The sequence below is a fragment of the Streptomyces sp. NPDC018263 genome (genome assembly GCF_055562575.1).
This window is the reverse complement of record NZ_JBVHFA010000004.1, coordinates 295,424-319,782: the sequence shown is the minus strand read 5'-3', so window position 1 is coordinate 319,782 and position 24,359 is coordinate 295,424. Positions and strand designations below refer to the sequence as shown.

Below are 24,359 nucleotides of genomic sequence, written 5' to 3'. Positions count from 1 at the left end.
GGCCGGGCCCCGGCCGCCGAACAGCCCGAGGAGGACCCGTGAACCAGGGCCTGCACGACGTCTCCGGTACGGGGCTGCCCCGGCACGCCGAGCGGCCCGCCGCCCCGCGGGTCCCGGCCCAGTCCCGCGAACGGGCCGAGGGCACCTCGGGGGTACGGGGTGAGCACACCCACAGTGAGCCGCCGCTGCCGGGACCGCGTGCGGTCGTGCAGCGGGCCTCGGTGCGCGGGCAGATCCTCGACGCGCTGCGCTCCGCGCTGACGACCGGCGAGCTGTGTCCCGGCGAGGTCTATTCGGCGCCGGTGCTCGGTGAGCGGTTCGGGGTCTCGGCCACGCCGGTCCGCGAGGCCATGCAGCAGCTCGCGCTGGAGGGCGCCGTCGAGGTCGTGCCCAACCGTGGGTTCCGGGTGGTACGGCGCGGCGCCCGTGAGCTGGCCGAGCTGGCGGAGGTACGGGCGCTGCTCGAAGTCCCCGTCCTGCTGAGGCTGGCCGGCACCGTCCCGGCCGCTCGCTTCGCCGAGCTGCGCCCGCTCGCCGAGGACACCGCCCGCGCGGCCGCGTCCGGCTGCCCGGCCGTGTACGCCGAGGCCGACCGCGCCTTCCACCGCGCCCTGCTCTCCCTCGCCGGCAACGAACAACTCCTCCGCATCGCCGAAGACCTCCACCGCCGCGCCCACTGGCCCCTCTCCACCACCCCACCCCGCCAGCACCGCGCGGTCCTCCTCCGCGACGCCGCCCAACACACGGCCCTCCTGGACGCGTTGGCCTCCGGCGACGTGGACCTGGTGGGGGACTTGGTGGCGGAGCACTTCGCAGAGCGGGACTGAGGGGGCGATCCGCGCGGGGCGGGGTCGTGTCTCCGGCCGGAGACCTGCTTCCGGTACGGGCCGCGGTGATCGCGATCCCGGCGGGCTCAACACCTGGCGTCCGCCACAGCCGCAGCCACAGCCGCTGACACTCCGCGCTCGCCGTCAGCCGCCCGGCCCTCACGGCTCCGGCTCACCGACGCCCATCCATGGTGCTCGCGGGTCCGGCGCACCCACGCCTGCGCCGGGTCCACCTGCCGCAGGCGCCCTCACGCCGTAGCCGCTCCCGGTGCCGGGGGGCTCAGGTGTTCCGCCAGCCACGTCGGAAGGCCGCCCAGGAGGCGGAAGAGGCGGGTGGCTTCTTCGCGGAGGCGGGTTGCCTCGGGTTCGGGCTCGGTCGCGGCGAGGGAGACCAGGGCGGGGGCCGTGCCGATCAGGTAGCCGAGGTCTTCGCGGAGGCGGAGGGATTCGGCGAAGCCGTGCCGGGCCTCGGCCAGTTCGCCTTCACGCAGGGCCAGTTGGGCCAGGTGGCGCCAGGTGCAGGAGAGCAGGAGGGGGTCGGACTGCGCGGTGGCGCCCGCGTGGGCCCGGCGGTAGGCGGCGCGGGCGGCCTGCGGGGAGTGGGTCAGGTTCTCGGCGAGCAGGCCCCGGCGGAAGTCCAGCAGGGCCCGCCCCGGAGCCCCCGGCGGGATCAGCGCGGCGGCCCGGCCCAGCGCGGCCCGCGCCTCGTCGGCCCGGTCCCGTACGCGGTGGAGCGTGGAGGTGTAGGCCAGCCGGCCCCGCTCGCAGGCGGCCGCCCCGCGCTCCTCGTCGCTGTGCGCCCGCGCCTCGGCGGTGCGCAGCGCGTCCTCGGCCGCCTCCCAGCCCCGCTCGGTGTACAGGCACCGCTCCACCAGCAGCGCGGCCCGCTGGAGCGCCGCGCGCGGGGTGTCCGTGGGCAGGAGGGCCGCCGCGTCGGCCCAGCAGGCCCTTGAGCGCAGCCGCCACACCGCGGTCTGGAGCGGATCGTCATCGGCGGTCGTTCCGTCACCAGACATGGCGGGATGCGCCACGTTGCCCTCCCCGAGCACGCCGTCGAGCTGTTGAGTGCGTGCATTCCAGCACCGATCACCGGGCCGGGCCAAGAGGGTGGGTGAAACTTTTCACAAAGTTGCGGACCGGGGACCGATCGGCCGTCCCGTGGCGCCGGAAGATCGAATTCGCTCCCCGGCGCCGACCGCCGCTGATCACGCCCGTACGGCGGTCCTCAGCTCATCCGCAGCGCGAGGAAGAAGTCCAGCTTGTCCTCCAGCCGGGACAGGTCCCGGCCCGTCAACTGCTCGATGCGCCCCACCCGGTACCGCAGGGTGTTGACGTGCAGATGGAGCCGGCTCGCGCACCGCGTCCAGGAGCCGTCGCTGTCGAGGAACGCCTCCAGGGTCGGGATCAGCTCGGCCCGGTGGCGCCGGTCGTACTCGGTGAGCGGGTCCAGCAGCCGGGCGGTGAAGGCGCGCCGCACGTCGTCCGGGACGAACGGCAGCAGCAGCACGTGCGAGGCCAGCTCCTGGTGCCCCGCCGCGCACACCCGGCCGGGCCGGGCCGCGGCGACCCGGCGGGCGTGCCGGGCCTCCTCCAGCGCCCCGCGCAGCCCCTCCGCCGAGTGCACGGCGGCGGACACGCCGAGGGTGAGCCGTCCGTCGTCCTCCAGCCCCGCCGACAGTGCCTCGCGCACCGAGCGCAGCAGCGCGTCGGCCTGCAGCCCGGCCTCGGAGCCGTCGTGCTCGGCGGAGACGGCGGGCAGCGGCACCAGCGCCACCGCCTCGTCGCCGGTGTGCGCCACGGCGACCCGGTCGGCGGCCTCCGGTCCGGTGGCCAGCGGGTCGACGAGCACCTCCTCCAGCAGCGACTGGGTGACCGGCCCGCCCGCGACGGTGCCGTCCTCCCACTCGACGCGTGCCACGACGACCTGCCAGTGCGGCGCCGCCCCGAGCCCCGGCAGCAGCACCGGCGCGGCGACCCTCAGGCGCGCCGCGATCTCGGCGGGCGCGGCCCCGCTCTGCACCAGCTCCAGCACCTCCTGGGCGAGCCGGCGCCGTACCGTACGGGCGGCGTCGCGCCGGTCCCGCTCGACGGCGATGAGCTGGGTGACGCCCCGGAGCAGGTCGAGCCGCTCCTCGGGCCAGTCGGCGGCGTCCGCCTCGACGGCCAGCAGCCAGTCCGACAGCACGGTCTCCCGTGCGTCCCGCACCGCCTGCGGCGCCCGCCCGGAGGAGCGGACCGGGAACAGGGAGTACGTGGTGCCGTCGAGCTGTACCCGGTGCGGCCCGCGCCGGCCGGTGCGTACGGCGGAGAGGTGCTCGGCGGCGAGCCGGGCGCAGGTCTCCGGCGGCAGGGCCGGGCCCGCGAGATTCGACCCGGCGATCAGCCGGCCCGTGGGGGAGAGCACCCAGGCGCGCAGGTCGAGGTCGCTGCCGAGCAGGTCGAGGACCACGTCGGGGCCGCCGCCCGCCGGGCCGGAGGTCATCATGCGCCGGTGCCGGTCCACCACGGCGGCCAGGTCGCCGGCCCGCTCGCCGGAGACCTGGCGCACCACGTGCTCGGTGATGGTGGCGAAGGCCACCGACTCGTCCACGGCCAGCAGCGGCATCCGGTGCTGGGCGCAGGCCACCACCAGGTCCTCGGGTATGTCCCCCAGCTCCGCCTCCCCGGCCGCCAGGGCGGTGACCCCGGCCTGCACCAGCAGGCGGACGAACGGCTCGGAGTCGGCCGCGTCCCGGCGCCAGGCCAGTCCGGTGAGGACCAGCTCGCCGCCGGAGAGGTACCGGCTCGGGTCGCGCAGGTCGGTCGTCATGACCCCGCGCACCGTACGGTCCAGCTCGTCCTCGCCGCCGAGCAGCCGCAGCCCCAGCGCATCGGTGTCCAGCAGTGCGCGCAGCCGCATCTCGTCGCCGCCGTTCTGTGTCGAAACTCTTCTTGATCTGGTTGGGTGACGGAGGCGGGGCGCGCGGGCCGTGCCCCGCACCCGCGGTGTCTCCTGTGTTTCCGGAGGAAAACGGAGGGGTTGCCGAGGGCCTTCGTTCATACGAATCTACAAGATGACCGCCGTGGCCAGCCAACTCCTTCGGGTTTTCGGTGACTGACCTGGCCGGCGAAAGCACCGGTGTACTGACTTCACGACCCCCGTGTCATGAGACGGAAGAAGAGAGCCGGGCCATGGAATTCCTTCGCCCCGCAAGCTGGCAGGAGGCGCTCGCCGCGAAGGCCGAGCATCCCACCGCCGTGCCGATCGCCGGGGGCACCGATGTGATGGTGGAGATCAACTTCGACCACCGCCGCCCCACCCACCTCCTGGACCTCACCCGCATCGGCGAGCTGACCGAATGGGAGACCGGCGCGGACTCGGTACGCCTCGGCGCCTCCGTCCCGTACGCACGGATCATGCGCCACCTGCGCGCCGAGCTGCCCGGACTCGCGCTCGCCGCGCACACCGTCGCCTCGCCGCAGATCCGCAACCGGGGCGGCGTCGGCGGCAACCTCGGCACCGCCTCGCCCGCCGGTGACGCCCACCCGGCGCTGCTCGCGGCCGGGGCCGAGGTGGAGGCGGAGTCGGCGGCGCGCGGCACCCGGCTCATCCCCGTCGACGCCTTCTACACCGGCGTCAAGCGCAACGCCCTGGAGCCCGACGAGCTGATCCGCGCCGTCCGCGTCGCCAGGGCGGACGGCCCCCAGCAGTACTCCAAGGTGGGCACCCGCAACGCCATGGTCATCGCGGTGTGCGCGTTCGGCCTCGCCCTGCACCCCGAGACCCGTACCGTCCGCACCGGCATCGGCTCCGCCGCGCCCACCCCGATCCGGGCCGAGGTGGCCGAGGAGTTCCTCAACTCGGCTCTGGAGGAAGACGGTTGCTGGGAGAGTGGTCAGGTGATCGCCCCCTCGGCCGTGAAGCAGTTCGCCGCCCTCTGCGCGGCCGCCTGCAACCCCATCGACGACGTGCGCGGCACCGCCGACTACCGGCGCCACGCGATCGGTGTGCTGGCCCGCCGCACGCTGATGTGGACCTGGGAGTCCTACCGGAGCGGGCGCCCGGCCACCGAAGGAGCCGCGTGATGCGCGTCAGTCTGACCGTCAACGGACGCCCCCAGCAGACCGACGACGTCTGGGAGGGCGAGTCCCTGCTGTACGTGCTGCGCGAGCGGCTCGGCCTGCCCGGCGCCAAGAACGCCTGCGAGCAGGGCGAGTGCGGCTCCTGCACCGTCCGCCTCGACGGCGAGCTGGTCTGCTCCTGCCTGGTCGCGGCGGGCCAGGCCGAGGGCCGCGAGGTCGTCACCGTCGAGGGCCTGGCCGACCACGCCGAAGGGCGCCGGACCACCGCAGCCGGTGTCGGCCTGGACGAGGCCCGGCGCTGGCAGCCGGTGCCGGGGGAGGGCACCCGACTGGCGCCCGTCCAGCAGGCGTTCATCGACGCCGGCGCCGTCCAGTGCGGCTTCTGCACCCCCGGTCTGCTGGTCGCCGCCGACGAACTGCTGGAGCAGAACCCGGAGCCCAGCGACGCGGACATCCGCGAGGCGCTCTCCGGCAACCTGTGCCGCTGCACCGGCTACGAGAAGATCATGGACGCGGTCCGCCTGGCGGCCGCCCGGCAGGCCGAGGAGGTCTGACATGCGCGCACCCGGACCGGCCGGCGTCCCCACGAAGCTCACCCAGGGCGCCCAGGCGGCGGGCGGCATCGGCGAGTCCACGCTCCGCCCCGACGGCATCCTCAAGGTCACCGGCGAGTTCGCCTACTCCTCCGACCTCTGGCACGAGGACATGCTCTGGGGCCACCTGCTGCGCTCCACCGTCGCCCACGCCGAGATCGTCTCCATCGACGTCTCCGAGGCCCTGGCCCTGCCCGGCGTCCACGCCGTCCTCACCTACGACGACCTGCCCGCCGACGTGCGCACCTACGGCCTGGAGATCCAGGACACCCCGGTCCTCGCCCACGGCAAGGTCCGCCACCACGGCGAACCCGTCGCCGCCGTCGCCGCCGACCACCCCGAGACCGCCCGCCGGGCCGCCGCCAGGATCCGGGTCGAGTACCGCGAACTTCCCGTCATCACCGACGAGTCGTCCGCCACCGCCCCCGACGCCGTGCTGGTCCACGAGGGCCGCACCGACCACCACGCGCCCCATGTGGACCACCCCAACATCCTGCACCGCCAGCCCATCGTGCGCGGCGACGCGGCCGCGGCCGCCGCGCGGGCCGATGTGATCGTGCGCGGGGAGTACACCTTCGGGATGCAGGACCAGGCGTTCCTCGGCCCCGAGTCCGGGCTCGCGGTGCCCGAGGAGGACGGCGGGGTCCACCTCTACATCGCCACCCAGTGGCTCCACTCCGACCTGCGCCAGATCGCCCCCGTCCTGGGCCTGCCCGAGGACAAGGTCCGCATGACGCTGGCCGGGGTCGGCGGCGCGTTCGGTGGCCGCGAGGACCTGTCGATGCAGATCCACGCCTGCCTGCTGGCCCTGCGCACCGGCCGGCCGGTGAAGATCGTCTATGACCGGTTCGAGTCCTTCTTCGGCCATGTCCACCGCCACCCGGCCAAGCTGACCTACGAGCACGGCGCGACCCGCGACGGCCTGCTCACCCATGTGAAGTGCCGGATCGTCCTGGACGGCGGCGCCTACGCCTCCGCCTCCCCGGCCGTCGTCGGCAACGCCGCCTCCCTCGGCATCGGCCCGTACAACGTGGACGACGTCGACATCGAGGCCGTCGCGCTCTACACCAACAACCCGCCCTGCGGGGCGATGCGCGGCTTCGGCGCGGTCCAGGCGTGCTTCGCCTACGAGGCCCAGATGGACAAGCTGGCCAAGGAACTCGGGCTCGATCCGGTCGAGTTCAGGCAGCGCAACGCCATGGAGCAGGGCAGCACCCTGCCGACGGGTCAGGTGGTGGACTCGCCCGCGCCGGTCGCCGAACTCCTGCGCCGCGTCCAGGCGATGCCCCTGCCGCCCGAGCGCCAGTGGGAGTCCAGCGAGGGCGCCGACGTACGGCAGTTGCCCGGCGGCCTCTCCAACACCACCCACGGCGAAGGGGTGGTGCGCGGGGTCGGTTACGCGGTCGGCATCAAGAACGTCGGTTTCTCCGAGGGGTTCGACGACTACTCCACCGCCAAGGTCCGCATGGAGGTCGTCGCCGGGGAACCGGTCGCCGTCGTGCACACCGCGATGGCGGAGGTCGGCCAGGGCGGGATCACCGTGCATGCGCAGATCGCCCGCACCGAACTCGGCGTGGAGAAGGTCACCATCCAGCCCGCCGACACCCGCGTGGGCAGCGCCGGTTCGACCTCCGCCTCCCGGCAGACGTACGTCACCGGCGGCGCCGTCCGCAACGCCTGCGCGCTGGTGCGGGAGAAGGTGCTGGAGATCGGCCGCCGCAAGTTCGGCACGTACCACCCCGCCTGGGCCACCGCCGAACTCCTGCTGGAGCGCGGCAAGGTGGTCACCGACGGGGGTGAGGTGCTGGCCGACCTCGCCGACGTGCTGGAGGGGGAGAGCGTCGAGATCGAGCGGGAGTGGCGGCACCGGCCGACCCAGCCCTTCGACCGGCGCACCGGCCAGGGCGACGGCCATGTGCAGTACTCCTTCGCCGCGCACCGCGCCGTCGTCGAGGTCGACACCGAACTCGGCCTGGTCAAGGTGGTCGAGCTGGCCTGCGCCCAGGACGTCGGCAAGGCCCTCAACCCGCTCTCCGTCCTCGGCCAGATCCAGGGCGGCACCGTGCAGGGCCTCGGGGTCGCGGTGATGGAGGAGATCCTCGTGGACCCGGTGACGGCGAAGGTGCGCAACCCGTCCTTCACCGACTATCTGATCCCGACCATCCTCGACACCCCGACCATCCCGGTCGATGTCCTCGAACTCGCCGACCATCACGCCCCCTACGGGCTGCGGGGCGTCGGTGAGGCCCCCACCCTGTCGTCCACCCCGGCGGTGCTCGCCGCCATCCGCGCCGCGACCGGACTCGACCTGAACCGCACCCCGGTCCGGCCCGAGCACCTCACCGGCACGGCATGAGAGCGATGTGTCAGGAGGCCGTCGGATGCTGGACATCGCCGAGGAACTGAACGTGTGGGCCGCCGAGGGCCGGGACTTCGCGGTCGCCACCGTGGTCGCCGTCAGCGGCAGCGCCCCGCGCCGCCCCGGCGCCGCCCTCGCGGTCGACGCCGACGGCACGACCGTCGGCTCGGTCTCCGGCGGCTGCGTGGAGGGCGCGGTGTACGAGCTGTGCCAACAGGCACTGGCGGACGGCCGGCCCGTACTGGAACGCTTCGGGTACGACGACGAGGACGGCCTAGGGGTCGGGCTGACCTGCGGCGGAACCATCGACGTGCTGGTGGTCCCGGTCCGCGCCGCCGGCCCTCAGCGCCCGGTGCTCGCCGCCGCGCTGGCCGCCACCGCCGACGGCCGGGCCGTCGCACTCGCCCGGATCACAGCGGGCCCGCCCGAACTGCTCGGCGGCGCCCTGCTCGTCCACGGCGACGGCACCCGGCACGGCGGCCTCGGCGGCCACCCGGATCTCGACCGTACGATCGCCGCCGAGGCCGCGGCCTTCCTGGACGCGGGCCGCACCGGCACCGTGGAGGTGGGCGCGCGCGGCGCGCGCTGCGGGACCCCGGTCACCGTGCTCATCGAGTCGGCCGTGCCGCCGCCCCGGATGATCGTGTTCGGCGCCGTCGACTTCGCGGCCGCGCTGGTCCGGGTCGGCAAGTTCCTCGGCCACCACGTCACGGTGTGCGACGCCCGGCCGGTGTTCACCACCCGCGCCCGGTTCCCCGAGGCCGACGAGGTGGTCGTCGACTGGCCGCACCGCTACCTGGAGCGCACCGCCACCGACGCCCGCACGGTGCTGTGCGTCCTCACCCACGACCCCAAGTTCGACGTACCGCTGCTCCGGCTGGCCCTCGGCCTGCCCGTCGCCTACGTCGGCGCGATGGGCTCCCGGCGCACCCACCTCGACCGGCTGGAGCGGCTGCGCGAGGCGGGCGTCCCCGACCGTCAACTGGCCCGGCTCCATTCGCCGATCGGCCTCGACCTCGGCGCCCGCACCCCGGAGGAGACGGCGCTGTCCATCGCGGCCGAGATCGTCGCCGCCCGGCGCGGCGGCACCGGCATCACCCTGACCGGCGCCCACACCCCGATCCACCACGACCTCCCCCTACGGGTGGGCTCGCCCGCCTGAGCCCGCGCGGAAAACCGGTTACGGCCCCGGCGGCGGACGTGCTTGCATGACGGCATGCTTCCCGCCGACCGGCTTCTGGCCTTCGCCGCGCTGTCCCTGCTGCTGATCGTGGTGCCGGGCCCGAGCGTGCTGTTCGTCGTCGGGCGGGCGCTCGCCCACGGGCGCCGGGCGGCCCTCACCACTGTCCTCGGGAACACGCTGGGCGCCTATGTGCTCGTCGCGGCCGTGGCGCTGGGCGTCGGGTCGGTCGTGGAGCGGTCGGTCCTGGCCTTCACCGTGCTCAAGCTCGCGGGCGCCGCGTACCTGGTGTACCTCGGGGTCACGGCGTGGCGGCGGCGCGGCTCGCTGCGGGCCGCGTTCACCGACGGTGCCCCGGCGCACAGCGGGCCGCGCACCCTGTGGGACGGGTTCGCGGTCGGGGTGGCCAACCCCAAGACGATCGTGTTCTTCGCCGCCGTCCTGCCCCAGTTCACCGACCCCGCCGAGGGGCGGGTGCCCCTCCAGATGCTGCTGCTCGGGCTGGTGTTCAACGCCATCGCGCTCGTCTGCGACAGCGTCTGGGGGCTGGCCGCCTCGGCCGCGCGGGACTGGTTCGCCCGCTCACCGCGCCGGCTGGCGGCGGTCGGCGGCGCGGGCGGGCTCGCCATGGTCGGGCTCGGCGTGACGGTCGCGGTCACGGGCCGTACGGACTGAACGCCCCCTCACGCCGCATGTTCACTCCCGCCTGAGCAGCCCGTTCAGCACGCGTCCGAACATCCACTGCGCGGCGCTCGTCACCACGCCGTCGACGGCGCGGGGCAGGAACGACACGCGCAGTTCCTCCCGCCACACCACGCGGGCCCGGCCGCCGGGCCCCGGCCGTACCTCGATCTCCGCCCAGCCGAGCACCACCCGGCCGCGCTTCTCCAGCCGGCACAGCCCCGGTTCGCCGTCCAGCGGAGGACGCCACACGGTGATGTCCATCGGGTCGTCGAATTGCAGCGGGCCGACACCCGTACGGGCGAGGACGCGGGTGCCCACGCCGGTCGGCGGGGGCGTCACCACCGTCATCCGGGTGAGCGGCACCAGGTCCCCGTGCCGGTGCCAGTCGGTGATCCGGCGCCACGCCTCGTGGAGCGAGAGGGGGACCGTGCGTTCGAGCGTGAAAAGAGACACGCCTCGATCGTAGGGAATCGCCGTCCGCCACCTGGGGGTTCACCCCGGCGGGTCACCTGCCCGGCGGATGGACCGGAGTGTCACCGGCGCACGCGGGACCTTGCGCGCCCATGGGCACGCCCCCGGGGAAAGTCCCCTGGGGGCGTTGGATAGGGGGGCGTTGCGGGCCGCTCGTGGTGGCTCGCAGCGCCCCCCTGGTCAGGCACCCGAGCGTGCTCGGGAAATCCTCGGGGTCACGAGTTGACCTGCGCGGTCACCAGGCTGGAGAAGGTGGTCAGCCGGGTGTAGACCCCCGGGTAACCGGCCTCCGCGCAGCCCTCGCCCCAGGAAGTGATCCCTGCCAGGACGCCCCCGATGATCAGGGGACCGCCGCTGTCGCCCTGGCAGGTGTCGACGCCACCGGAGGTGAATCCGGCGCAGACCATGTCGGACTGGACGAAGTCCGAACCGTAGGAGCTACGGCAACTGGAGTCGGACACGATCGGCACGGTCGCGGTCCGAAGCTGGTTGGAGGAGCTGCCGTTCTCCGAGGTGGTGCCCCAGCCGAGGATGCGGGCCGTGGTGCCGGCCGCGTACACGCTCGTCTGCGAGGAGGAGACGTAGGACACCGGGGTGTACGGCATCGACGTCGACAGGGTCAGCACGGCCACGTCGTCGCCGCGGGTGGCGTCGATGTAGTCCGGGTTGATCCAGATCTTGCCGACGCGGCTCACCGTGCCGTTGGTGCCGTTCAGGTAGGTGCGGCCACCGACCACCCGGACGCTGCTCGTCGACTCGCCGACCATGCAGTGCGCCGCCGTGACCACCTTGTTGGCGGACACCAGGGTGCCGCCGCAGAACTGGTTGCCGGACGCGTCCGTGATCTGCATGACGTACGGGTACGCGGTCGTGGTGGTGGTCGTGCCGCCCACGATGGGCTGGGGCGCGGCGCTCGCCGCGGGGGCGGCCACGAGCGCGCTCGCCGCGGCGGCGGCGGTCGCCAGCACGGTCACGGCGGTCTTTCTGGCACGTCTGAGCCCGAACATGAGTCTCCTCAGTGGGGGTTGCCGGTGGGGGTCGCACGGGTGTGGGGGGTGGTGCACGGGGACGGGGCACCCCCGACTCCGGTGGAGCGGAGAGGGGCGGGATTCCGTACCCGTGTGCCCGGCGAGCGGCACGCCCCTCACGCTAGGACCCGGAACTCCCGCCTCCCAATGAGGGAACCCCCTAGGGGGTCGGGCAAGGGAAAACCCTCGGTCCGGCTCAGTTAACCGGGGACGCCGTCACTTCGCGCGGCGACCTGCGGCCAATCGGACGATGTCCACCCGTGAGCGGATGCCCAGCTTCCGGTAGACCCGGGTCAGCGTCGCCTCCACCGTCTTCACACTCACGAACAGCCGTGCGGCTATCTCCCGGTTGGTGGCACCCTCCATCACCAGCGCGGCCACCTGACGCTCCATCGCGGCCAGTCCCGAGAGCGCGTCCTGCGCCTCGGGGGCGTCCGGCACCGGAACCGGCGGTGCGGGCTCCGGCGCGCTGCGGGCCTCGTCCACCCGGCCCAGCCACGGCAGTGCCCGGCACCGCCGGAACAGCCGGGTCGCCTCGTCGTACACCGTTCCCCTGCGGCGAACCCCCTCCGGGGAGCGGGCGCGGAGCTGGGCCAGGGCGAACGCGGCGCGGGCCGCCTCCAGTCCGTAGCCCAGCTCGGTGAGCCGGTCCTGAGCGGACGTCAGCCGGGTCAGCGCGCCCTCCTGGTCGCCGCGGGCCGCCCGGACCAGGGCCTCCGCCCGGTCCAGGACCGCGAGCACGCTCGCCCGGCCCAGGCGCTCGGCGTGCTCCCGGCTGGTGTCGATGAGGTCCTGTGCCTCGGCCGGTTCCCCGATCCGGACCAGCGCCTCCGCGAGGTCCCCCTGCCAGCGGCCGCGCGCCGGGTCGGTGATGCCGAGGTCCTGCTCCAGACGGCGTACCCGGCGCAGCGCACGGACCGCGCCCGCCGCGTCCCCGGCCACCAACTGGGCGTACCCGAGGGCTGCGAGCGCCCGCGAGAGGTACATCTGGTCGCCGTCCTGCTCGGCGTGCTCCACCGCCTCGCGGGCCAGCGACAGCGCCCGGCCCACGTCCCCGCCGGACGCCTCGGCCAGCGAGGTCAGCATGGCGGAGCCGGTCTCCCCGATCCCCGAGTCCCGCGCCAGCCGCAGGGCCTCGCGGGCCAGCTCCAGGGCGCGCCCGCAGTGCCCGGCGTGCAGTTCGGTCTCCGCGAGCCCGCGCAGGAAGTGCACCTCGCTCTCCACCGAGCCCCGCCGCCGTACCTCGCCCAGCAGCGCGGTCACCGTGCCGCGCGCCTCGGCCAGCCGGTCGCCCATGACCAGCCAGCGGAACCGCGCGCTGCCCGCCCCGTTGTGGTGGCACGCCACGGAGGCGTCCTGCGGCTCGCGCAGCGCCCGCTTGATGGTGCGCGGTGCCTCCGGATGGCCCATCAGGGTCTCCGTCTGCGCCTGGAAGGCCAGCGCCAGCAGTTCGGTGCGGCGGTCCCCGCCGTGCTCGGCCAGCGCGGCCGCGTGCGCGGCGGCGGTACGGGCCTCGGTGAAGTCGCCCTGCACGAGCAGCGCGCGCCAGGCGAGCTGGTAGTTGACCAGGGCCAGCAGCCGGGGGTCCTGCCCGGCGTCGGCGAGCGCCTGCGGGAAGACGGCGTCGACCTCGGCCATGGTGTGCCCGGCGGTGTCGATGACGACGATCCAGGCCCGCACCCGCTCGGCGGGCACGGCGGTACGGCTCAGCACCTCGTGCGCGATGTCGCGGGCGAGGTCCACCTCGCCGGCCGTGATCGCGTCCTCGGCGGCCGTCAGCCGCCGCTCCTCCGCGCCGGGCACGCCGTCGGCCGGGGTGCGGCGGGCGGCCAGCAGGCCGAGCTGGGCGGCTACGGAGGGCGCGCCCCGGTCGCGGGCCAGGGTCGCGGCCCCGGCGAGCTTCGCCGCCACCTCCGGGTCGGTGCCGGTGGTGGCCAGCGCCAGGTGCCGGGCGCGCTCGATCGGGTCCGAGGCGGCGGTGGACAGCGCCGCGTGCGCGGCCCGCCGCTCGGGCGCGGGTGCCTCGGCGTACAGGGCCGCGGAGATCAGGGGGTGCGCGAACCGGACGGCCGGGGCCTCCGGCTCGGTGGCGAGCAGGCCGAGTTCGGCGGCCTGGGCGCACTCCGCCTCGGCGTTCTCCCGGCCGGCCGCGTGCAGCAGGGCCGGGGTGGGGCGGGCGCCCGCGCTGGCCACCAGCAGGGTCCGGCGGGCCTCCACGGAGAGCATGTCCAGCCGGCTGAGCACCAGGGCGCGCAGCGAGGTCGGCACCGGCAGCGGCTCGCCGGGCCGGGGCGGGGTCGGGCTGTCGGCAAGAGCGCGGCTCAGCTCCAGCGCGAACAGCGGGTTGCCGCCGCTGGTGCGGTGGATCTCGCGCACCGTGGAGCGGGGCAGCGCGACGTGCCCCCGGTGGTCCAGCAGCCGGGCCACCTGGGCGCGGTTGAGCGGGCCCAGCCGGACGGCGGCCGTGTCGGGGGGACAGGCGCGCAGATGACGGTCGTACTCCTGGCTCTCCGGGCCCTCGGTGCGCACCGCGCACAGCAGTTGCACCGGGGTGCCGTCCAGGCGGCGGGCGGCGAAGCCGAGGAGTTCGGCGCTGGCCGGGTCGAGCCACTGGAGGTCGTCGGCGACCAGCAGGACCGGGCCGCGGGCGGCGAGGGCGCGCAGGGCGGAGAGCACCGCCAGGCGCAGGGCGAGGCCGTCCCGCTGGAGGCTGGACTCGCCCCGGCCGGTGAGCGCCGACTCCAGCGCGGTCAACTGGGCCGAGGGGAGGTGCGGCGCGATCTCGTCCAGGACCAGCCCGAGGAGGTCGGCCAGGGCGAGGAAGGGCAGATGCGATTCGGACTCGGTCGCCGAGCAGCGCAACACGGTGTGCGCGGTGGCGCCGTATTCCTCGGCCAATGCCCGCAGGAAGGTCGATTTCCCTATTCCGGCCGGGCCGTGCACCAGCACGCTGCCGCCCGAGGCGAGCTGTTCCTTCGCGTCGGCGAACAGTTCCTCGCGGCCGATGAGCAGGTCGGGGCGGCATCGGGCAGGCTCCTGGAAGTCCCGTCGCACGGTTCGCCCGCTCCCCTCGTGTGTCGTGTCCGGGCCAAATTCTAGGCAACGGAGCCCGGAATTCGGCGAGAAGTCGTGGTGAGGGAAATAACAGCCAGTCAAGCATCGGTAAATTCAAAGCTGGCCTATGTGAATGGCATGTTTCGGCGGCGGTTGCCCGGGGACCGGAGTGACCGGTTCCGGCGCCCTAGGGGAGGACCCCGGCCCGGCGTGCCGCCGTCACCGCCTCCCCCCGGGTGTGCGCGCCCAGCTTCCGCATCGCGGCGCGCAGATAGCCCTTCACCGTCTCCGGGCGCAGGCCCAGCCGGTCGGCGACGGCCGCGTTGGTGGCGCCGGTCGCCACCCAGGTCAGCACGTCCAGCTCACGCGGGGCCAGCGCCGTACTTCCCCGAGGGGCCGGAGCGGTCAGCAGGTCGCACGCCGCCAGCAGCTCGGCGCGCAGCTCCGGGTCCGCGATGCGCGGGGCCAGCGCCCGCAGCGCCGCGTGCGCCTCCCGCACCTGCTCCCGCCCCGCCCCCGGCTCCGGTACGGCCGCCTCGGCGGGCCGGAGCGCGGCCAGCAGCCCCCGCGCCTCGTCCCGCACCGCGAGCGCCCGCTCCACCTCCCGCGCCGCCGCCACCGCCCCGTCGAGCGCCCGGTCACCCAGGGGCTGGGCGGTGCGCAGCGCGCCGTAGAGCACTCCGCGCACCCGGTGCCGTACCACCAGCGGTACCGCGAGGACCGCGCGCAGGCCCTCGGCGGCCACCGGGGCGTCGTACTCGTGGCTGATCCGGCGGGAGCCGGCGTAGTCCGGCACCGCGCACGCCCGGCCCAGCGCGACCGCACGGCCGCCGAGCCCGGTGCCGGAGGTCACCAGCAGCGAGCGCAGCGCACCGGTCGCGGTGCCGCTCAGCTCGCTGATCCGGACCTGCGCCGCGCCGGGGCCCACCGCACCGCCGAACGCGACCGGCAGTCCCGTCGCGCGCCGCAGCCCGGCCAGCGCGCCCCGAATCTCCGCCGTCGCCACGGCATCTGCTGCCACCTTCTCGCTCCTTCGTGCCGCCACCCCCGTTCGGGGGTGGTGAGACCCGCATCACGGATTAGACGATGGGGGAGAGCCGCCCGGCAATGGTCCGGGACGCGGGAGTGCGGCGGCGGTGGACGACCGCGGCAGCGAGGAGGACACGGATGACGACCCCGACGGAGCTGTTCCGCAGCGCCCGCGATTTCCTGCTGGAGCACCGGGAGGACTACCAGGGCGCCTACGACGGCTTCCGCTGGCCCGAGTTGGAGCACTTCAACTGGGCGCTGGACTGGTTCGACGTGATCGCGGACGGCAACGACCGCACCGCCCTGCACATCGTCGAGGAGGACGGCACCGAGACCCGGCTCTCCTTCGCCGAACTGTCCGACCGCTCCGACCGGGTGGCCAACCACCTGAAGGCGCTGGGCGTGGGCGCCGGGGACCGGGTCCTCGTCATGCTCGGCAACCAGGCCGAGCTGTGGGAGACCATGCTCGCCGCGATGAAGCTGCGCGCCGTGGTCATCCCGGCCACCCCGCTGCTCGGCCCGGCCGACCTGCGCGACCGCGTCGACCGGGGCGAGATCGCGCACGTCGTCGCACGTGCCGAGGACACCGCCAAGTTCGACGAGGTCCCCGGCACCTACACCCGGATCTCCGTCGGCGGTCTGCCCGAGGAGGGATGGGAGCCGTACGAGGACGCCTACACGGTCCCCGGCGGGTTCCTGCCCGACGGGCCGACCCTCGCCGACGACCCGCTGATGCTGTACTTCACCTCCGGGACGACCGCCCGTCCCAAGCTGGTCGAGCACACCCACACCTCGTACCCGGCGGGCCATCTCGCCACCCTGTACTGGATCGGGCTGAAACCGGGCGACGTGCACCTCAACATCTCCTCGCCCGGCTGGGCCAAGCACGCCTGGTCCAACCTGTTCGCGCCCTGGAACGCCGAGGCGACCGTCTTCGTCGTCAACTACTCCCGCTTCGACGCCGGCCGGCTGATGGCCGAGATGGACCGGGCGGGCGTCACCACGTTCTGCGCGCCGCCCACCGTGTGGCGGATGCTGATCCAGGCCGACCTGACCCAGCTCGCCACCCCGCCCCGCGAGGCCGTCGCCGCCGGGGAACCGCTCAACCCCGAGGTGGTCGAGCAGGTCCGGCGGGCCTGGGGGGTGACGGTACGGGACGGGTTCGGGCAGACCGAGACGGCCGTGCAGATCTCCAACAGCCCCGGCCAGGAGCTGCGTTCGGGCTCCATGGGCCGGCCCAGCCCCGGCTACCGCGTCGAACTCCTCGACCCGGTCACCGGCGCGCCCGGCGCCACCGAGGGCGAGATCGCGCTCGACCTCTCCGCGCGGCCCGTCGGCCTGATGACCGGCTACCACGGCGACCCCGAGCGCACCGCCGAGGCGATGGACGGTGGCTACTACCGCACCGGCGACATCGGCTCCCGCGACGCCGACGGATACGTGTACTACACCGGCCGCAGCGACGACGTCTTCAAGGCCAGCGACTACAAGATCAGCCCCTTCGAGCTGGAGAGCGCGCTGCTGGAGCACGAGGCGGTGGCCGAGGCGGCCGTGGTGCCCGCGCCCGACGACCTCCGGCTCGCGGTGCCCAAGGCGTATGTGGTGCTCGCCGAGGGCTGGGAGCCCGGACCCGGCACCGCGAAGGCGATCTTCGAGCACTCCCGTGAGGTGCTCGCGCCCTACAAGCGGCTGCGCAGGCTGGAGTTCGGGCCACTGCCCAAGACCGTGTCCGGCAAGATCCGCCGCATCGAGCTGCGCGAGGCCACGGCCGCGGGCTCGGCGGACGAGTACCGCGAGGAGGACTTCCGGTGACCCTCTCCTACACCCACGGCACCGGCGACACCGCCCTGCTCGGCGACACCATCGGCGCCAACCTCGCCCGCACCGCGGCCACTTGGCCGGACCGGGAGGCCCTGGTCGACATCCCCGCCGGACGCCGCTGGACCTACGCCGAGTTCGCCGCCGACATCGAGCGCCTCGCGTGCGCGCTGCTCGCCTCCGGGGTGGCCAAGGGCGACCGGGTGGGCGTCTGGGCGGTCAACCGGGTGGAATGGGTGCTCGTCCAGTACGCCACCGCCCAGGTCGGCGCCATCATGGTCAACGTCAACCCGGCCTACCGCACCCACGAGGTGGAGTACGTCCTGCGGCAGGCCGGTGTCTCCCTGCTGTTCGCCTCCACCGGGCACAAGGGGAGCGACTACCGGGCGATGGTCGACGAAGTGCGGCCGAAACTGCCGGAGTTGAGGCGGACGGTGTACTTCGGGGACCCGAGCTGGGAGGAGTTCACGGCACTCGGCGCGGAGGTCCCCGAGCGTGAACTCCGCGCCCGTGAAGCGGAGCTGTCCTGCGACGACCCCATCAACATCCAGTACACCTCGGGCACCACCGGCTTCCCCAAGGGGGCCATCCTCTCCCACCACAACATCCTCAACAACGGTTTCTTCGTGGGCGAGTCGGTGACCTACACGGAGCAGGACCGCATCTGCGTACCCGTGCCCTTCTACCACTGCTTCGGCATGGTGATGGGCAACCTCGCGGCCACTTCCCACGGTGCCTGCATCGTCATCCCGGCCCCGTCCTTCGAGCCCGGCGCCACGCTGGAGGCGGTCCAGCGGGAGCGGTGCACCTCGCTGTACGGGGTGCCCACGATGTTCATCGCGGAGCTGAACCTCCCCGAGTTCGCGGAGTACGACCTCTCCACCCTGCGCACCGGCATCATGGCGGGCTCGCCCTGTCCGGTGGAGGTGATGAAGCGGGTGGTCGCCGAGATGCACATGGCCGAGGTGTCCATCTGCTATGGCATGACCGAGACCTCCCCGGTCTCCCTCCAGACCCGTGTCGAGGACGACCTGGAGCACCGCACCGGCACCGTCGGCCGGGTCCTGCCGCATCTGGAGGTCAAGGTGGTCGACCCGGCCACCGGCACCACCCTGCCCCGCGGCGAGGCCGGCGAGCTGTGCACCCGCGGTTACAGCGTCATGCTCGGCTACTGGGAGGAGCCCGAGCAGACGGCGCAGGCCATCGACGCCGGCCGCTGGATGCACACCGGCGACCTCGCCGTCATGCGCGAGGACGGCTATGTGGAGATCGTCGGCCGCATCAAGGACATGATCATCCGGGGCGGTGAGAACATCTACCCGCGCGAGATCGAGGAGTTCCTCCACGCCCACCCCAAGATCCGGGACGTCCAGGTGGTGGGCGTACCGCACGAGCGCTACGGCGAGGAGGTCCTCGCCTGTGTCATCCCGCTCGACCCGGCCGACCCGCTCACGCTGGACGAACTGCGCGCCTTCTGCCGGGACCGGCTGGCCCACTACAAGATCCCGAGCCGGCTCCAGCTCCTCGACGCCTTTCCCATGACGGTCTCGGGCAAGGTCCGCAAGGTCGAACTGCGCCGCGCCCACGGTTCCTGACGCGCTTGCGGGGCGCGGTCGCCCCCGTGGCCCTCCGGCCGAGACCGCGCCCCACAAGTCCCCCGTCCGCAAGGCCCGCCGCCCCCGTCCCGGCGGGACCTCGCCCCCTCAATCTGCCCTTGTTCGAAGGCGGTTGAAGCCTTTCGGGAGGTCTTCAGAGGTTGATTTGAGGTTCGGGTCCCCGCGCCGGGAGACCGGCGCCCCGGTGCCTCACAGCTCGTGCTCCGACAGCCCCGGCCAGTCGTCCGGGCCGCCGCCCAGCCAGTCGATCAGGTCGCTCTCCTCGACCTCGATGCGGTCGAGGTCGGCCAGCCGGAGGATCTCGATCACGTCGTCCAGGTGGGAGGCGAGGCCGAGGGTGACATCACCCTCGGTGACCCGGCGGGAGCCGTCGAGCGCCGGGGGGTGGACCACGATGTGCGGGAACCGCGTCGGATCGGCCATGGCTTCAGCGTCCTGCGGATCGGGCGGCGCCGCTACTCGACTGCCCGACGGGCGGCCCGAGAATTCGCCCAGGTTTCACCCGCCGCCGTCCCCGGCCCTCTTCCGCCGCACCGGCCGGGCTTCTAGCCTCGCGGCGCCCGGTGTCCCCCGCAGAAAGGCGAACCGACGCATGCGCCACGCCCTCCTCCGCGCCGTGAGACGGCTCGGCACCCGATCGGCCGTCACGGCCGTCACCACCGCGCTCGCCGTGGCGGCCCCCTTCCCGGCCGTGGCGGCGAGCGGGCCGGAGCGGCTGTCGTCGCAGGTGGACCCGCTGATCGGCTCCGCGAACGGCGGCAACACCTTCCCCGGCGCCACCCTGCCCCAGGGCATGATCGCCTGGTCGCCCACCAGCACCGCCGGGGACCAGACCAGCACCGGCGCGGCCAACGGATACGCGTACAACACCACCCGGATACGCGGCCTCAGCCTCACCCACGTCAACGGCGCCGGCTGCCACCCCGGCGCCGCCGGGGACGTCCCGATCATGCCGTTCACCGGCGACATCACGTCCTCCCCGTCCGCCGACACCAAGGACGCCGTCTACGCGGCGGACTTCTCCCACGCCGACGAGAAGGCCGTACCCGGCCGCTACACCCTCGGCCTCGCCTCCGGCGCCTCCGCCGACCTCGCGGTGAGCAAGCGGGCCGGGGTCGCCGACTTCACCTTCCCGGCGGGAAGCCCGGCGAGCCTCCTCTTCCGGGTCTCCAACTCGCTGAACGGCAGCGAGGACGCGCACATCGACATCGACGCCGCCCACCGCAAGGTGACCGGCTGGGTGCTGACCGGCGCGTTCTGCGGCCGCCGCGCCAACGGCGGGACCAACAACCGCCAGAGCTACTACCGGCTGCACTTCAGCGCCACCTTCGACCGCGCCTTCGCCACCACCGGCACCTGGCACGACGGCACCCTGTCGCCCGGCTCCACCACGGCCTCCGGCGGCGAGGGGTACGCCACCGGCGCCGACCGCGCCGGACGCGGCTCCGGCGGCTGGGTCGGCTTCGACACGGCGTCTGACAACGATGTCCACATGCGGCTCGGCATCTCCTACGTCAGCCTCGCGGGCGCCGAGGCCAACCTCCGGCACGAGATCCCGGCGCGGGCGAGCGTCGCCGAGGTGGCCGCGGCCGGGGCGCGGGACTGGGACCGCGAACTGAGCACCGTACGCACCGAGGGCGGGAGTCCGGCCCGGCGTACCGCGTTCTACACCGCGCTCTACCACTCCCTGATGCAGCCCGGCCTGATCAGCGACACCGACGGGCGCTACCGGGGCATGGACCAGGCCGTGCACCGCCTGGCGCGCGGGCAGCGGGCGCAGTACAGCAACTTCTCCGGCTGGGACCAGTACCGGGCGCAGGTCCAGTTGCTGGCGCTGCTGCGGCCCACGGTGGCGGGCGACTTCGCGCAGTCGCTGTACAACTTCGCCCGGCAGAACGGCGGGGTCTGGGACCGCTGGGTGCACATCAGCGGCGCCACCCACGTGATGACCGGCGACCCGTCCGCCGCCACCCTGGCCACCTTCTACGCCATGGGGGTACGGAACTTCGACCACCGGGGCGCCTATGCCTCCCTGGTCCGCCAGGCCACCGTCCCCACCCCGGACGACCTCTCCGACGCGGGCTGCCCCGGCCAGTGCGAGGGCCAACGACCGGGCCTGGCGCAGTACTTGGTCTCTCACTACGCGCCCCAGGACGCCTGCCACTGCTGGGGCGGCGCCGCGGAGACCCTGGAGAACGCGGTCGCGGACTTCTCGCTCGCCCAGTGGGCCCGACAGCTCGGCCGGGACGAGGACGCGAAGGTCTTCACCGACCGCGCCGCCTACTGGCGCAACGTCTTCAACCCCGCCACCGGGTACGTCCAGGCCCGCAGGCTCGACGGCACCTGGGTGACGCCGTTCAACCCCGCGAGCGACCTCGGGTTCGCGCAGGGCCCCAGCGCCACCTACACCTGGATGGTGCCGCACGACGTCCAGGGGCTCGCCGCGGCGATGGGCGGCCGGAGCACGGCGGCGTCCCGGCTCGACGGCTTCTTCCACAACCCGGACGGCTCCTGGTCCGTACGAGGCGGCGACCCCCTGCGCTACGACCCCACCAACGAGCCCGGCATCCACGCCCCCTGGCTCTACAACGCGCTCGGGCAGCCCTGGAAGACCCAGGCGACGGTGCGCCGGATACTCGACACCGTCTACGGCACCGGCCCCACCGGCCTCCCCGGCAACGACGACCTCGGCACCATGTCCGCCTGGTACGTCTTCTCCGCCCTCGGCATCTACCCGCAGACCCCCGGCAGCGCCACCCTGCTGCTCGGCGCCCCGGTGTTCCCGAAGGCGACCGTGGACCGGCCGGGCCCCGCCGACCTCGTCATCACCGCCCCCGAGGCCGACGACACCCACGCCTACATCGGCGCCGCACGCCGTGACGGGCACCCGGTGAGCCGCTCCTGGCTCACCCCGGCCGAGGTACGCCACGGCGGCAGGCTGGACTTCACCCTGACCACCGCACCCGACACCGACTGGGCGACGGGGGACCTGCCCGAGTGATCCCCACCCGGCCCCGCGGGGAGCGCCCCCGCGGGGCCGACCGGGGCTAAGGTCGTACGACCTAGAGCTGGGGGCAGAGTTGAGACTGCGAGTGGAGTTCACCACCGAACCCTTCGACCTGGACGTCCCGCCCGCGCACGCCGTGGCGGCCCGCGAGGTCGTCGAGGGCGCGGGCCTGGACACCGTGGACGTGGGGCCGTTCGGCACCATGGCCGAGAGCGGCGCGGACGCGGTGCTCGGCGCCGTGGACGCGCTGCTGCGGCGGAGCCTGGAGGCCGGGGCGACCCGGATATCCCTCCAGGTCAACGTGGTCGGGGAGGGGCGGTAGGTGACCGCCGAGGAGTCCTTCCTCGCCGCCGTGCGTCCCCTGGTGGACGCCATGGGCGGCGAACTCCTCCCGCCGGGCGAGGCGGGCCCCGACGACGTGGTGCTGGCCTGGGAGGGCGCCGACGTGGTCGCCGTACGGCTGCCGCAGCTCGCGGAGTCCCTGGACCACATCCTCACCGCGCTGGAGCGCCGGGAGGGGCGGCCGCTGGCCGAGCTGGACCGCAGGGCCAAGCAGGGAATCGTCCGTACGCTGGAGGCGCGGGGCGCCTTCGCCGTGCGGCACGGCGTGGAGACCGTGGCGGGGGCGCTCGGCGTCAGCCGCTTCACCATCTACAACTACCTGAACCGGGAGAAGGGCCGCTGAGTCCGTCCGGTAACCCAGAATTTTCAACAAAGTGTTGACGTGCCGTCGCGGTGAGGCGTTAGCTGACGGCACCCCGTCCGGCACGACGGCCCTCGCGGCCACGGAGGCGCCCGTGACATCGCCCGCCACCCCCCTGGGCCTGGCCCGGTTCAACGCCCTGGGGGACGAGGCCGCGCTCGCCGCCCTGCACGAGGTGTGCGCCTCCACCGCCTGGGGCCGTCTGCTGCTCGTCGCCCGCCCGTACGCCACCCCGGACGACCTGTACCTCGCCGCCGACGCGGCCCTCGCCCAACTCGGCGCCGACGACCTGGCCGAGGCGATGGCCGGCCACCCCCCGATCGGCCGCCCCGGGCCCGGCGACCCCGCCTCCGGGCGGGAGCAGCGCGGCATGGCGGACGCCTCCGACGCCCTGCGCGCCGAGATGCTCGAACTGAACCTCGCCTACCAGGACCGCTTCGGCCATGTCTTCCTGATCTGCGCCACCGGCCTGACCGGCGAGGAGATGCGCGACGCCCTGACGGAACGGCTCGGCAACACGCCGGAGCGGGAACGGGAGATCGCCCGCGTCGAACTGGGCAGGATCAACCGCATCCGCCTGGCCCGACTCGTCGCCTGAAGGACGCCCGCACCATGACCACCACCGCCTCCGTGTCCACGCACATCCTGGACACCTCGCTCGGCCGCCCCGCCCCGGGCGTCACCGTCCGCCTCTCGGCCCGCACCGCGTCCGGCGCCGACTGGCGCCCGCTCGGCGAGGGGACCACCGACGCCGACGGCCGCTGCCGGGACCTGCCGGCCCCGCCGGAGGGAACCGCCCAGGTGCGGCTCGACTTCGCCGTGGAGCCGTACCTGGCCGGTTCCGCCGGCGAGCGAAGGGACGCGTTCTTCCCGGAGGTGACCGTCACCTTCGCCGTACGGGCCGGGGAGCACTATCACGTCCCGCTGCTGCTCAGCCCGTTCGGCTACTCCGTATACCGAGGGAGCTAGCTCTCATGGCAGAAACGTCCCGCCCGGCCGGGCCCGCGATCCTGGCGCAGAACCAGTACGGCAAGGCCGAGAACCGGGTCGTCCGGATCACGCGCGACGGCGCCACCCACCACATCAAGGACCTCAACGTCTCCGTCACCCTCGGCGGCGACATGGACGACGTCCACTACTCCGGCTCCAACGCCCACGTCCTGCCGACCGACACCACCAAGAACACGGTGTACGCCTTCGCCAAGCGGTACGGCATCGAGTCCGCCGAACAGTTCGGCATCCACCTCGCCCGGCACTTCGTCACCTCCCAGGAGGCGATCCGCACCGCCCGCATCCGGATCGAGGAGTACGCCTGGGACCGGATCGGCGCGGAGGACGGCGGGCACTCCTTCGTCCGGCGGGGCCAGGAGGTCCGGCACGCCCAGGTCTTCTACGACGGCACCTCCTGGCAGGTGGTCTCCGGCCTGGGCGGCCTGGTGGTGCTGAACTCCACCGACTCCGAGTTCTGGGGCTACGCCAAGGACGAGTACACCACCCTGCCCGAGGCGTACGACCGCGTGCTGGCCACCGAGGTGAACGCCCGCTGGCGGTACGGCTGGACCGGCGAGGGCGCCGCGCCCGACTGGGACGCCTCCTACGCCGAGACGCGGCGCCACCTGCTGGAAGCCTTCGCCGGGACCTACTCGTACTCGCTCCAGCAGACCCTGTACGAGATGGGCGCGCGGGTGATCGGGGAGCGGGCCGAGGTCGACGAGATCCGGCTCTCCCTGCCGAACAAGCACCACTTCCTGGCCGACCTCACGCCCTTCGGGCTGACCAACGACAACGAGGTGTACCTCGCCGCCGACCGGCCCTACGGCCTGATCGAGGCGACCGTCCTCCGCGAGGGCCGCGAGGCGGCGATCCCGGTGGACCTCACCAACCTCTGAGCAGCGACCTCTGAGCAACCTCTGCGAGACCTCTGAGAG

At 73.8% G+C, this 24,359-nt stretch carries 21 protein-coding genes; 14 read left to right on the top strand and 7 right to left on the bottom strand.

The genetic code is table 11. From position 1 onward, the window contains the following. The first annotated feature begins 38 nt into the window (after positions 1 to 38). Complete coding sequence (locus ACZ3HQ_RS13865) at positions 39 to 827, top strand: GntR family transcriptional regulator (protein ID WP_467510520.1); 789 nt, start codon at positions 39 to 41, stop codon at positions 825 to 827. 248 nt (positions 828 to 1,075) lie between these two features. On the opposite strand, the gene ACZ3HQ_RS13860 is transcribed toward ACZ3HQ_RS13865, so the two are convergent. Together ACZ3HQ_RS13860 and ACZ3HQ_RS13855 are read right to left on the bottom strand one after the other, a co-directional pair. Next, positions 1,076 to 1,843 (bottom strand): hypothetical protein, encoded by a 768-nt coding sequence (locus ACZ3HQ_RS13860; RefSeq protein WP_467510518.1) that lies wholly within the window; start codon positions 1,841 to 1,843, stop codon positions 1,076 to 1,078. A gap of 209 nt (positions 1,844 to 2,052) precedes the next feature. Further along, on the bottom strand, positions 2,053 to 3,726 hold the full coding sequence (locus tag ACZ3HQ_RS13855; protein ID WP_467510516.1) for a PucR family transcriptional regulator: 1,674 nt from the start codon (positions 3,724 to 3,726) through the stop codon (positions 2,053 to 2,055). 272 nt (positions 3,727 to 3,998) lie between these two features. On the opposite strand from ACZ3HQ_RS13855, the gene ACZ3HQ_RS13850 reads away from it, so the two are divergent. From ACZ3HQ_RS13850 to ACZ3HQ_RS13830, 5 genes are read left to right on the top strand one after another with little or no spacing between them, the layout of a single operon-like run. Continuing rightward, the gene (locus tag ACZ3HQ_RS13850; RefSeq protein ID WP_467510514.1) at positions 3,999 to 4,892 is read left to right on the top strand and encodes an FAD binding domain-containing protein; all 894 of its coding nucleotides are present in this window, start codon (positions 3,999 to 4,001) and stop codon (positions 4,890 to 4,892) included. Then, positions 4,892 to 5,443, top strand: a complete 552-nt coding sequence (locus ACZ3HQ_RS13845; protein WP_467510512.1) for a (2Fe-2S)-binding protein — start codon at positions 4,892 to 4,894, stop codon at positions 5,441 to 5,443. Before ACZ3HQ_RS13850 ends, ACZ3HQ_RS13845 begins: the two co-directional genes overlap by 1 nt. Before the next feature lies 1 nt (position 5,444). After that, positions 5,445 to 7,838, top strand: coding sequence for a xanthine dehydrogenase subunit D (gene pucD, locus ACZ3HQ_RS13840; RefSeq protein ID WP_467510510.1), 2,394 nt, complete (start codon positions 5,445 to 5,447; stop codon positions 7,836 to 7,838). 25 nt (positions 7,839 to 7,863) lie between these two features. Continuing rightward, on the top strand, positions 7,864 to 9,003 hold the full coding sequence (locus ACZ3HQ_RS13835; RefSeq protein WP_467510508.1) for an XdhC family protein: 1,140 nt from the start codon (positions 7,864 to 7,866) through the stop codon (positions 9,001 to 9,003). 54 nt (positions 9,004 to 9,057) lie between these two features. Continuing rightward, on the top strand, positions 9,058 to 9,696 hold the full coding sequence (locus ACZ3HQ_RS13830; RefSeq protein WP_467510506.1) for a LysE family translocator: 639 nt from the start codon (positions 9,058 to 9,060) through the stop codon (positions 9,694 to 9,696). A 21-nt stretch (positions 9,697 to 9,717) separates the two neighbouring features. On the opposite strand, the gene ACZ3HQ_RS13825 is transcribed toward ACZ3HQ_RS13830, so the two are convergent. From ACZ3HQ_RS13825 to ACZ3HQ_RS13810, 4 genes are all read right to left on the bottom strand, one after another. Then, positions 9,718 to 10,158, bottom strand: a complete 441-nt coding sequence (locus ACZ3HQ_RS13825; RefSeq protein ID WP_467510504.1) for an SRPBCC family protein — start codon at positions 10,156 to 10,158, stop codon at positions 9,718 to 9,720. A 233-nt stretch (positions 10,159 to 10,391) separates the two neighbouring features. Continuing rightward, a complete protein-coding gene (locus ACZ3HQ_RS13820) occupies positions 10,392 to 11,183 on the bottom strand; it encodes a S1 family peptidase (protein WP_467510502.1) in 792 nt (263 codons plus the stop codon). Positions 11,184 to 11,420: 237 nt separating this feature from the next. Next, positions 11,421 to 14,258, bottom strand: coding sequence for an ATP-binding protein (locus ACZ3HQ_RS13815; RefSeq protein ID WP_467510500.1), 2,838 nt, complete (start codon positions 14,256 to 14,258; stop codon positions 11,421 to 11,423). 187 nt (positions 14,259 to 14,445) lie between these two features. Then, the gene (locus ACZ3HQ_RS13810) at positions 14,446 to 15,279 is read right to left on the bottom strand and encodes a helix-turn-helix transcriptional regulator (RefSeq protein ID WP_467510498.1); all 834 of its coding nucleotides are present in this window, start codon (positions 15,277 to 15,279) and stop codon (positions 14,446 to 14,448) included. A 146-nt stretch (positions 15,280 to 15,425) separates the two neighbouring features. On the opposite strand from ACZ3HQ_RS13810, the gene ACZ3HQ_RS13805 reads away from it, so the two are divergent. Both ACZ3HQ_RS13805 and ACZ3HQ_RS13800 read left to right on the top strand, forming a co-directional pair. Next, on the top strand, positions 15,426 to 17,099 hold the full coding sequence (locus ACZ3HQ_RS13805; protein WP_467510496.1) for an AMP-binding protein: 1,674 nt from the start codon (positions 15,426 to 15,428) through the stop codon (positions 17,097 to 17,099). Further along, a complete protein-coding gene (locus ACZ3HQ_RS13800) occupies positions 17,096 to 18,700 on the top strand; it encodes an AMP-binding protein (protein ID WP_467510494.1) in 1,605 nt (534 codons plus the stop codon). The genes ACZ3HQ_RS13805 and ACZ3HQ_RS13800 overlap by 4 nt, the downstream gene beginning before the upstream one ends. Positions 18,701 to 18,910: 210 nt before the next feature. Here ACZ3HQ_RS13800 and ACZ3HQ_RS13795 read toward each other — a convergent pair whose 3' ends face one another. Continuing rightward, on the bottom strand, positions 18,911 to 19,144 hold the full coding sequence (locus tag ACZ3HQ_RS13795; protein ID WP_031182510.1) for a hypothetical protein: 234 nt from the start codon (positions 19,142 to 19,144) through the stop codon (positions 18,911 to 18,913). A gap of 169 nt (positions 19,145 to 19,313) precedes the next feature. Between ACZ3HQ_RS13795 and ACZ3HQ_RS13790 the strand changes: the two genes are divergently transcribed. The 6 genes from ACZ3HQ_RS13790 to pucL all read left to right on the top strand — a co-directional run bounded on the left by ACZ3HQ_RS13790 (position 19,314) and on the right by pucL (position 24,320). Then, positions 19,314 to 21,722 carry a GH92 family glycosyl hydrolase gene (locus ACZ3HQ_RS13790; protein ID WP_467510492.1) on the top strand — a complete coding sequence of 803 codons (2,409 nt, stop codon included), beginning with the start codon at positions 19,314 to 19,316 and terminating at the stop codon, positions 21,720 to 21,722. Between the two features lie 79 nt (positions 21,723 to 21,801). Next, positions 21,802 to 22,050: a hypothetical protein gene (locus ACZ3HQ_RS13785; RefSeq protein WP_467510490.1), complete on the top strand. Its 249-nt coding sequence runs from the start codon at positions 21,802 to 21,804 to the stop codon at positions 22,048 to 22,050. A gap of 51 nt (positions 22,051 to 22,101) precedes the next feature. Beyond that, on the top strand, positions 22,102 to 22,413 hold the full coding sequence (locus tag ACZ3HQ_RS13780; protein ID WP_467511063.1) for a helix-turn-helix domain-containing protein: 312 nt from the start codon (positions 22,102 to 22,104) through the stop codon (positions 22,411 to 22,413). Between the two features lie 112 nt (positions 22,414 to 22,525). Beyond that, the gene (gene uraD, locus ACZ3HQ_RS13775; protein ID WP_467510488.1) at positions 22,526 to 23,029 is read left to right on the top strand and encodes a 2-oxo-4-hydroxy-4-carboxy-5-ureidoimidazoline decarboxylase; all 504 of its coding nucleotides are present in this window, start codon (positions 22,526 to 22,528) and stop codon (positions 23,027 to 23,029) included. Between the two features lie 14 nt (positions 23,030 to 23,043). Beyond that, the gene (gene uraH / locus ACZ3HQ_RS13770; RefSeq protein ID WP_467510486.1) at positions 23,044 to 23,400 is read left to right on the top strand and encodes a hydroxyisourate hydrolase; all 357 of its coding nucleotides are present in this window, start codon (positions 23,044 to 23,046) and stop codon (positions 23,398 to 23,400) included. Positions 23,401 to 23,405: 5 nt separating this feature from the next. Further along, complete coding sequence (pucL, locus tag ACZ3HQ_RS13765; protein WP_467510484.1) at positions 23,406 to 24,320, top strand: factor-independent urate hydroxylase; 915 nt, start codon at positions 23,406 to 23,408, stop codon at positions 24,318 to 24,320. Positions 24,321 to 24,359 lie beyond the last annotated feature (39 nt).

Bases quoted from the DNA above. Each gene is read 5' to 3' on its own strand.
- ACZ3HQ_RS13830 (WP_467510506.1), top strand. From the start codon at position 9,058: ATGCTTCCCGCCGACCGGCTTCTGGCCTTCGCCGCGCTGTCCCTGCTG.
- ACZ3HQ_RS13805 (WP_467510496.1), top strand. From the start codon at position 15,426: ATGACGACCCCGACGGAGCTGTTCCGCAGCGCCCGCGATTTCCTGCTG.
- ACZ3HQ_RS13780 (WP_467511063.1), top strand. From the start codon at position 22,102: ATGGGCGGCGAACTCCTCCCGCCGGGCGAGGCGGGCCCCGACGACGTG.
- ACZ3HQ_RS13860 (WP_467510518.1), bottom strand. From the start codon at position 1,843: ATGTCTGGTGACGGAACGACCGCCGATGACGATCCGCTCCAGACCGCG.
- ACZ3HQ_RS13835 (WP_467510508.1), top strand. From the start codon at position 7,864: ATGCTGGACATCGCCGAGGAACTGAACGTGTGGGCCGCCGAGGGCCGG.
- ACZ3HQ_RS13850 (WP_467510514.1), top strand. From the start codon at position 3,999: ATGGAATTCCTTCGCCCCGCAAGCTGGCAGGAGGCGCTCGCCGCGAAG.
- pucD (WP_467510510.1), top strand. From the start codon at position 5,445: ATGCGCGCACCCGGACCGGCCGGCGTCCCCACGAAGCTCACCCAGGGC.
- pucL (WP_467510484.1), top strand. From the start codon at position 23,406: ATGGCAGAAACGTCCCGCCCGGCCGGGCCCGCGATCCTGGCGCAGAAC.
- ACZ3HQ_RS13855 (WP_467510516.1), bottom strand. From the start codon at position 3,726: ATGCGGCTGCGCGCACTGCTGGACACCGATGCGCTGGGGCTGCGGCTG.
- uraH (WP_467510486.1), top strand. From the start codon at position 23,044: ATGACCACCACCGCCTCCGTGTCCACGCACATCCTGGACACCTCGCTC.
- ACZ3HQ_RS13790 (WP_467510492.1), top strand. From the start codon at position 19,314: ATGCGCCACGCCCTCCTCCGCGCCGTGAGACGGCTCGGCACCCGATCG.
- ACZ3HQ_RS13845 (WP_467510512.1), top strand. From the start codon at position 4,892: ATGCGCGTCAGTCTGACCGTCAACGGACGCCCCCAGCAGACCGACGAC.
- ACZ3HQ_RS13795 (WP_031182510.1), bottom strand. From the start codon at position 19,144: ATGGCCGATCCGACGCGGTTCCCGCACATCGTGGTCCACCCCCCGGCG.
- ACZ3HQ_RS13820 (WP_467510502.1), bottom strand. From the start codon at position 11,183: ATGTTCGGGCTCAGACGTGCCAGAAAGACCGCCGTGACCGTGCTGGCG.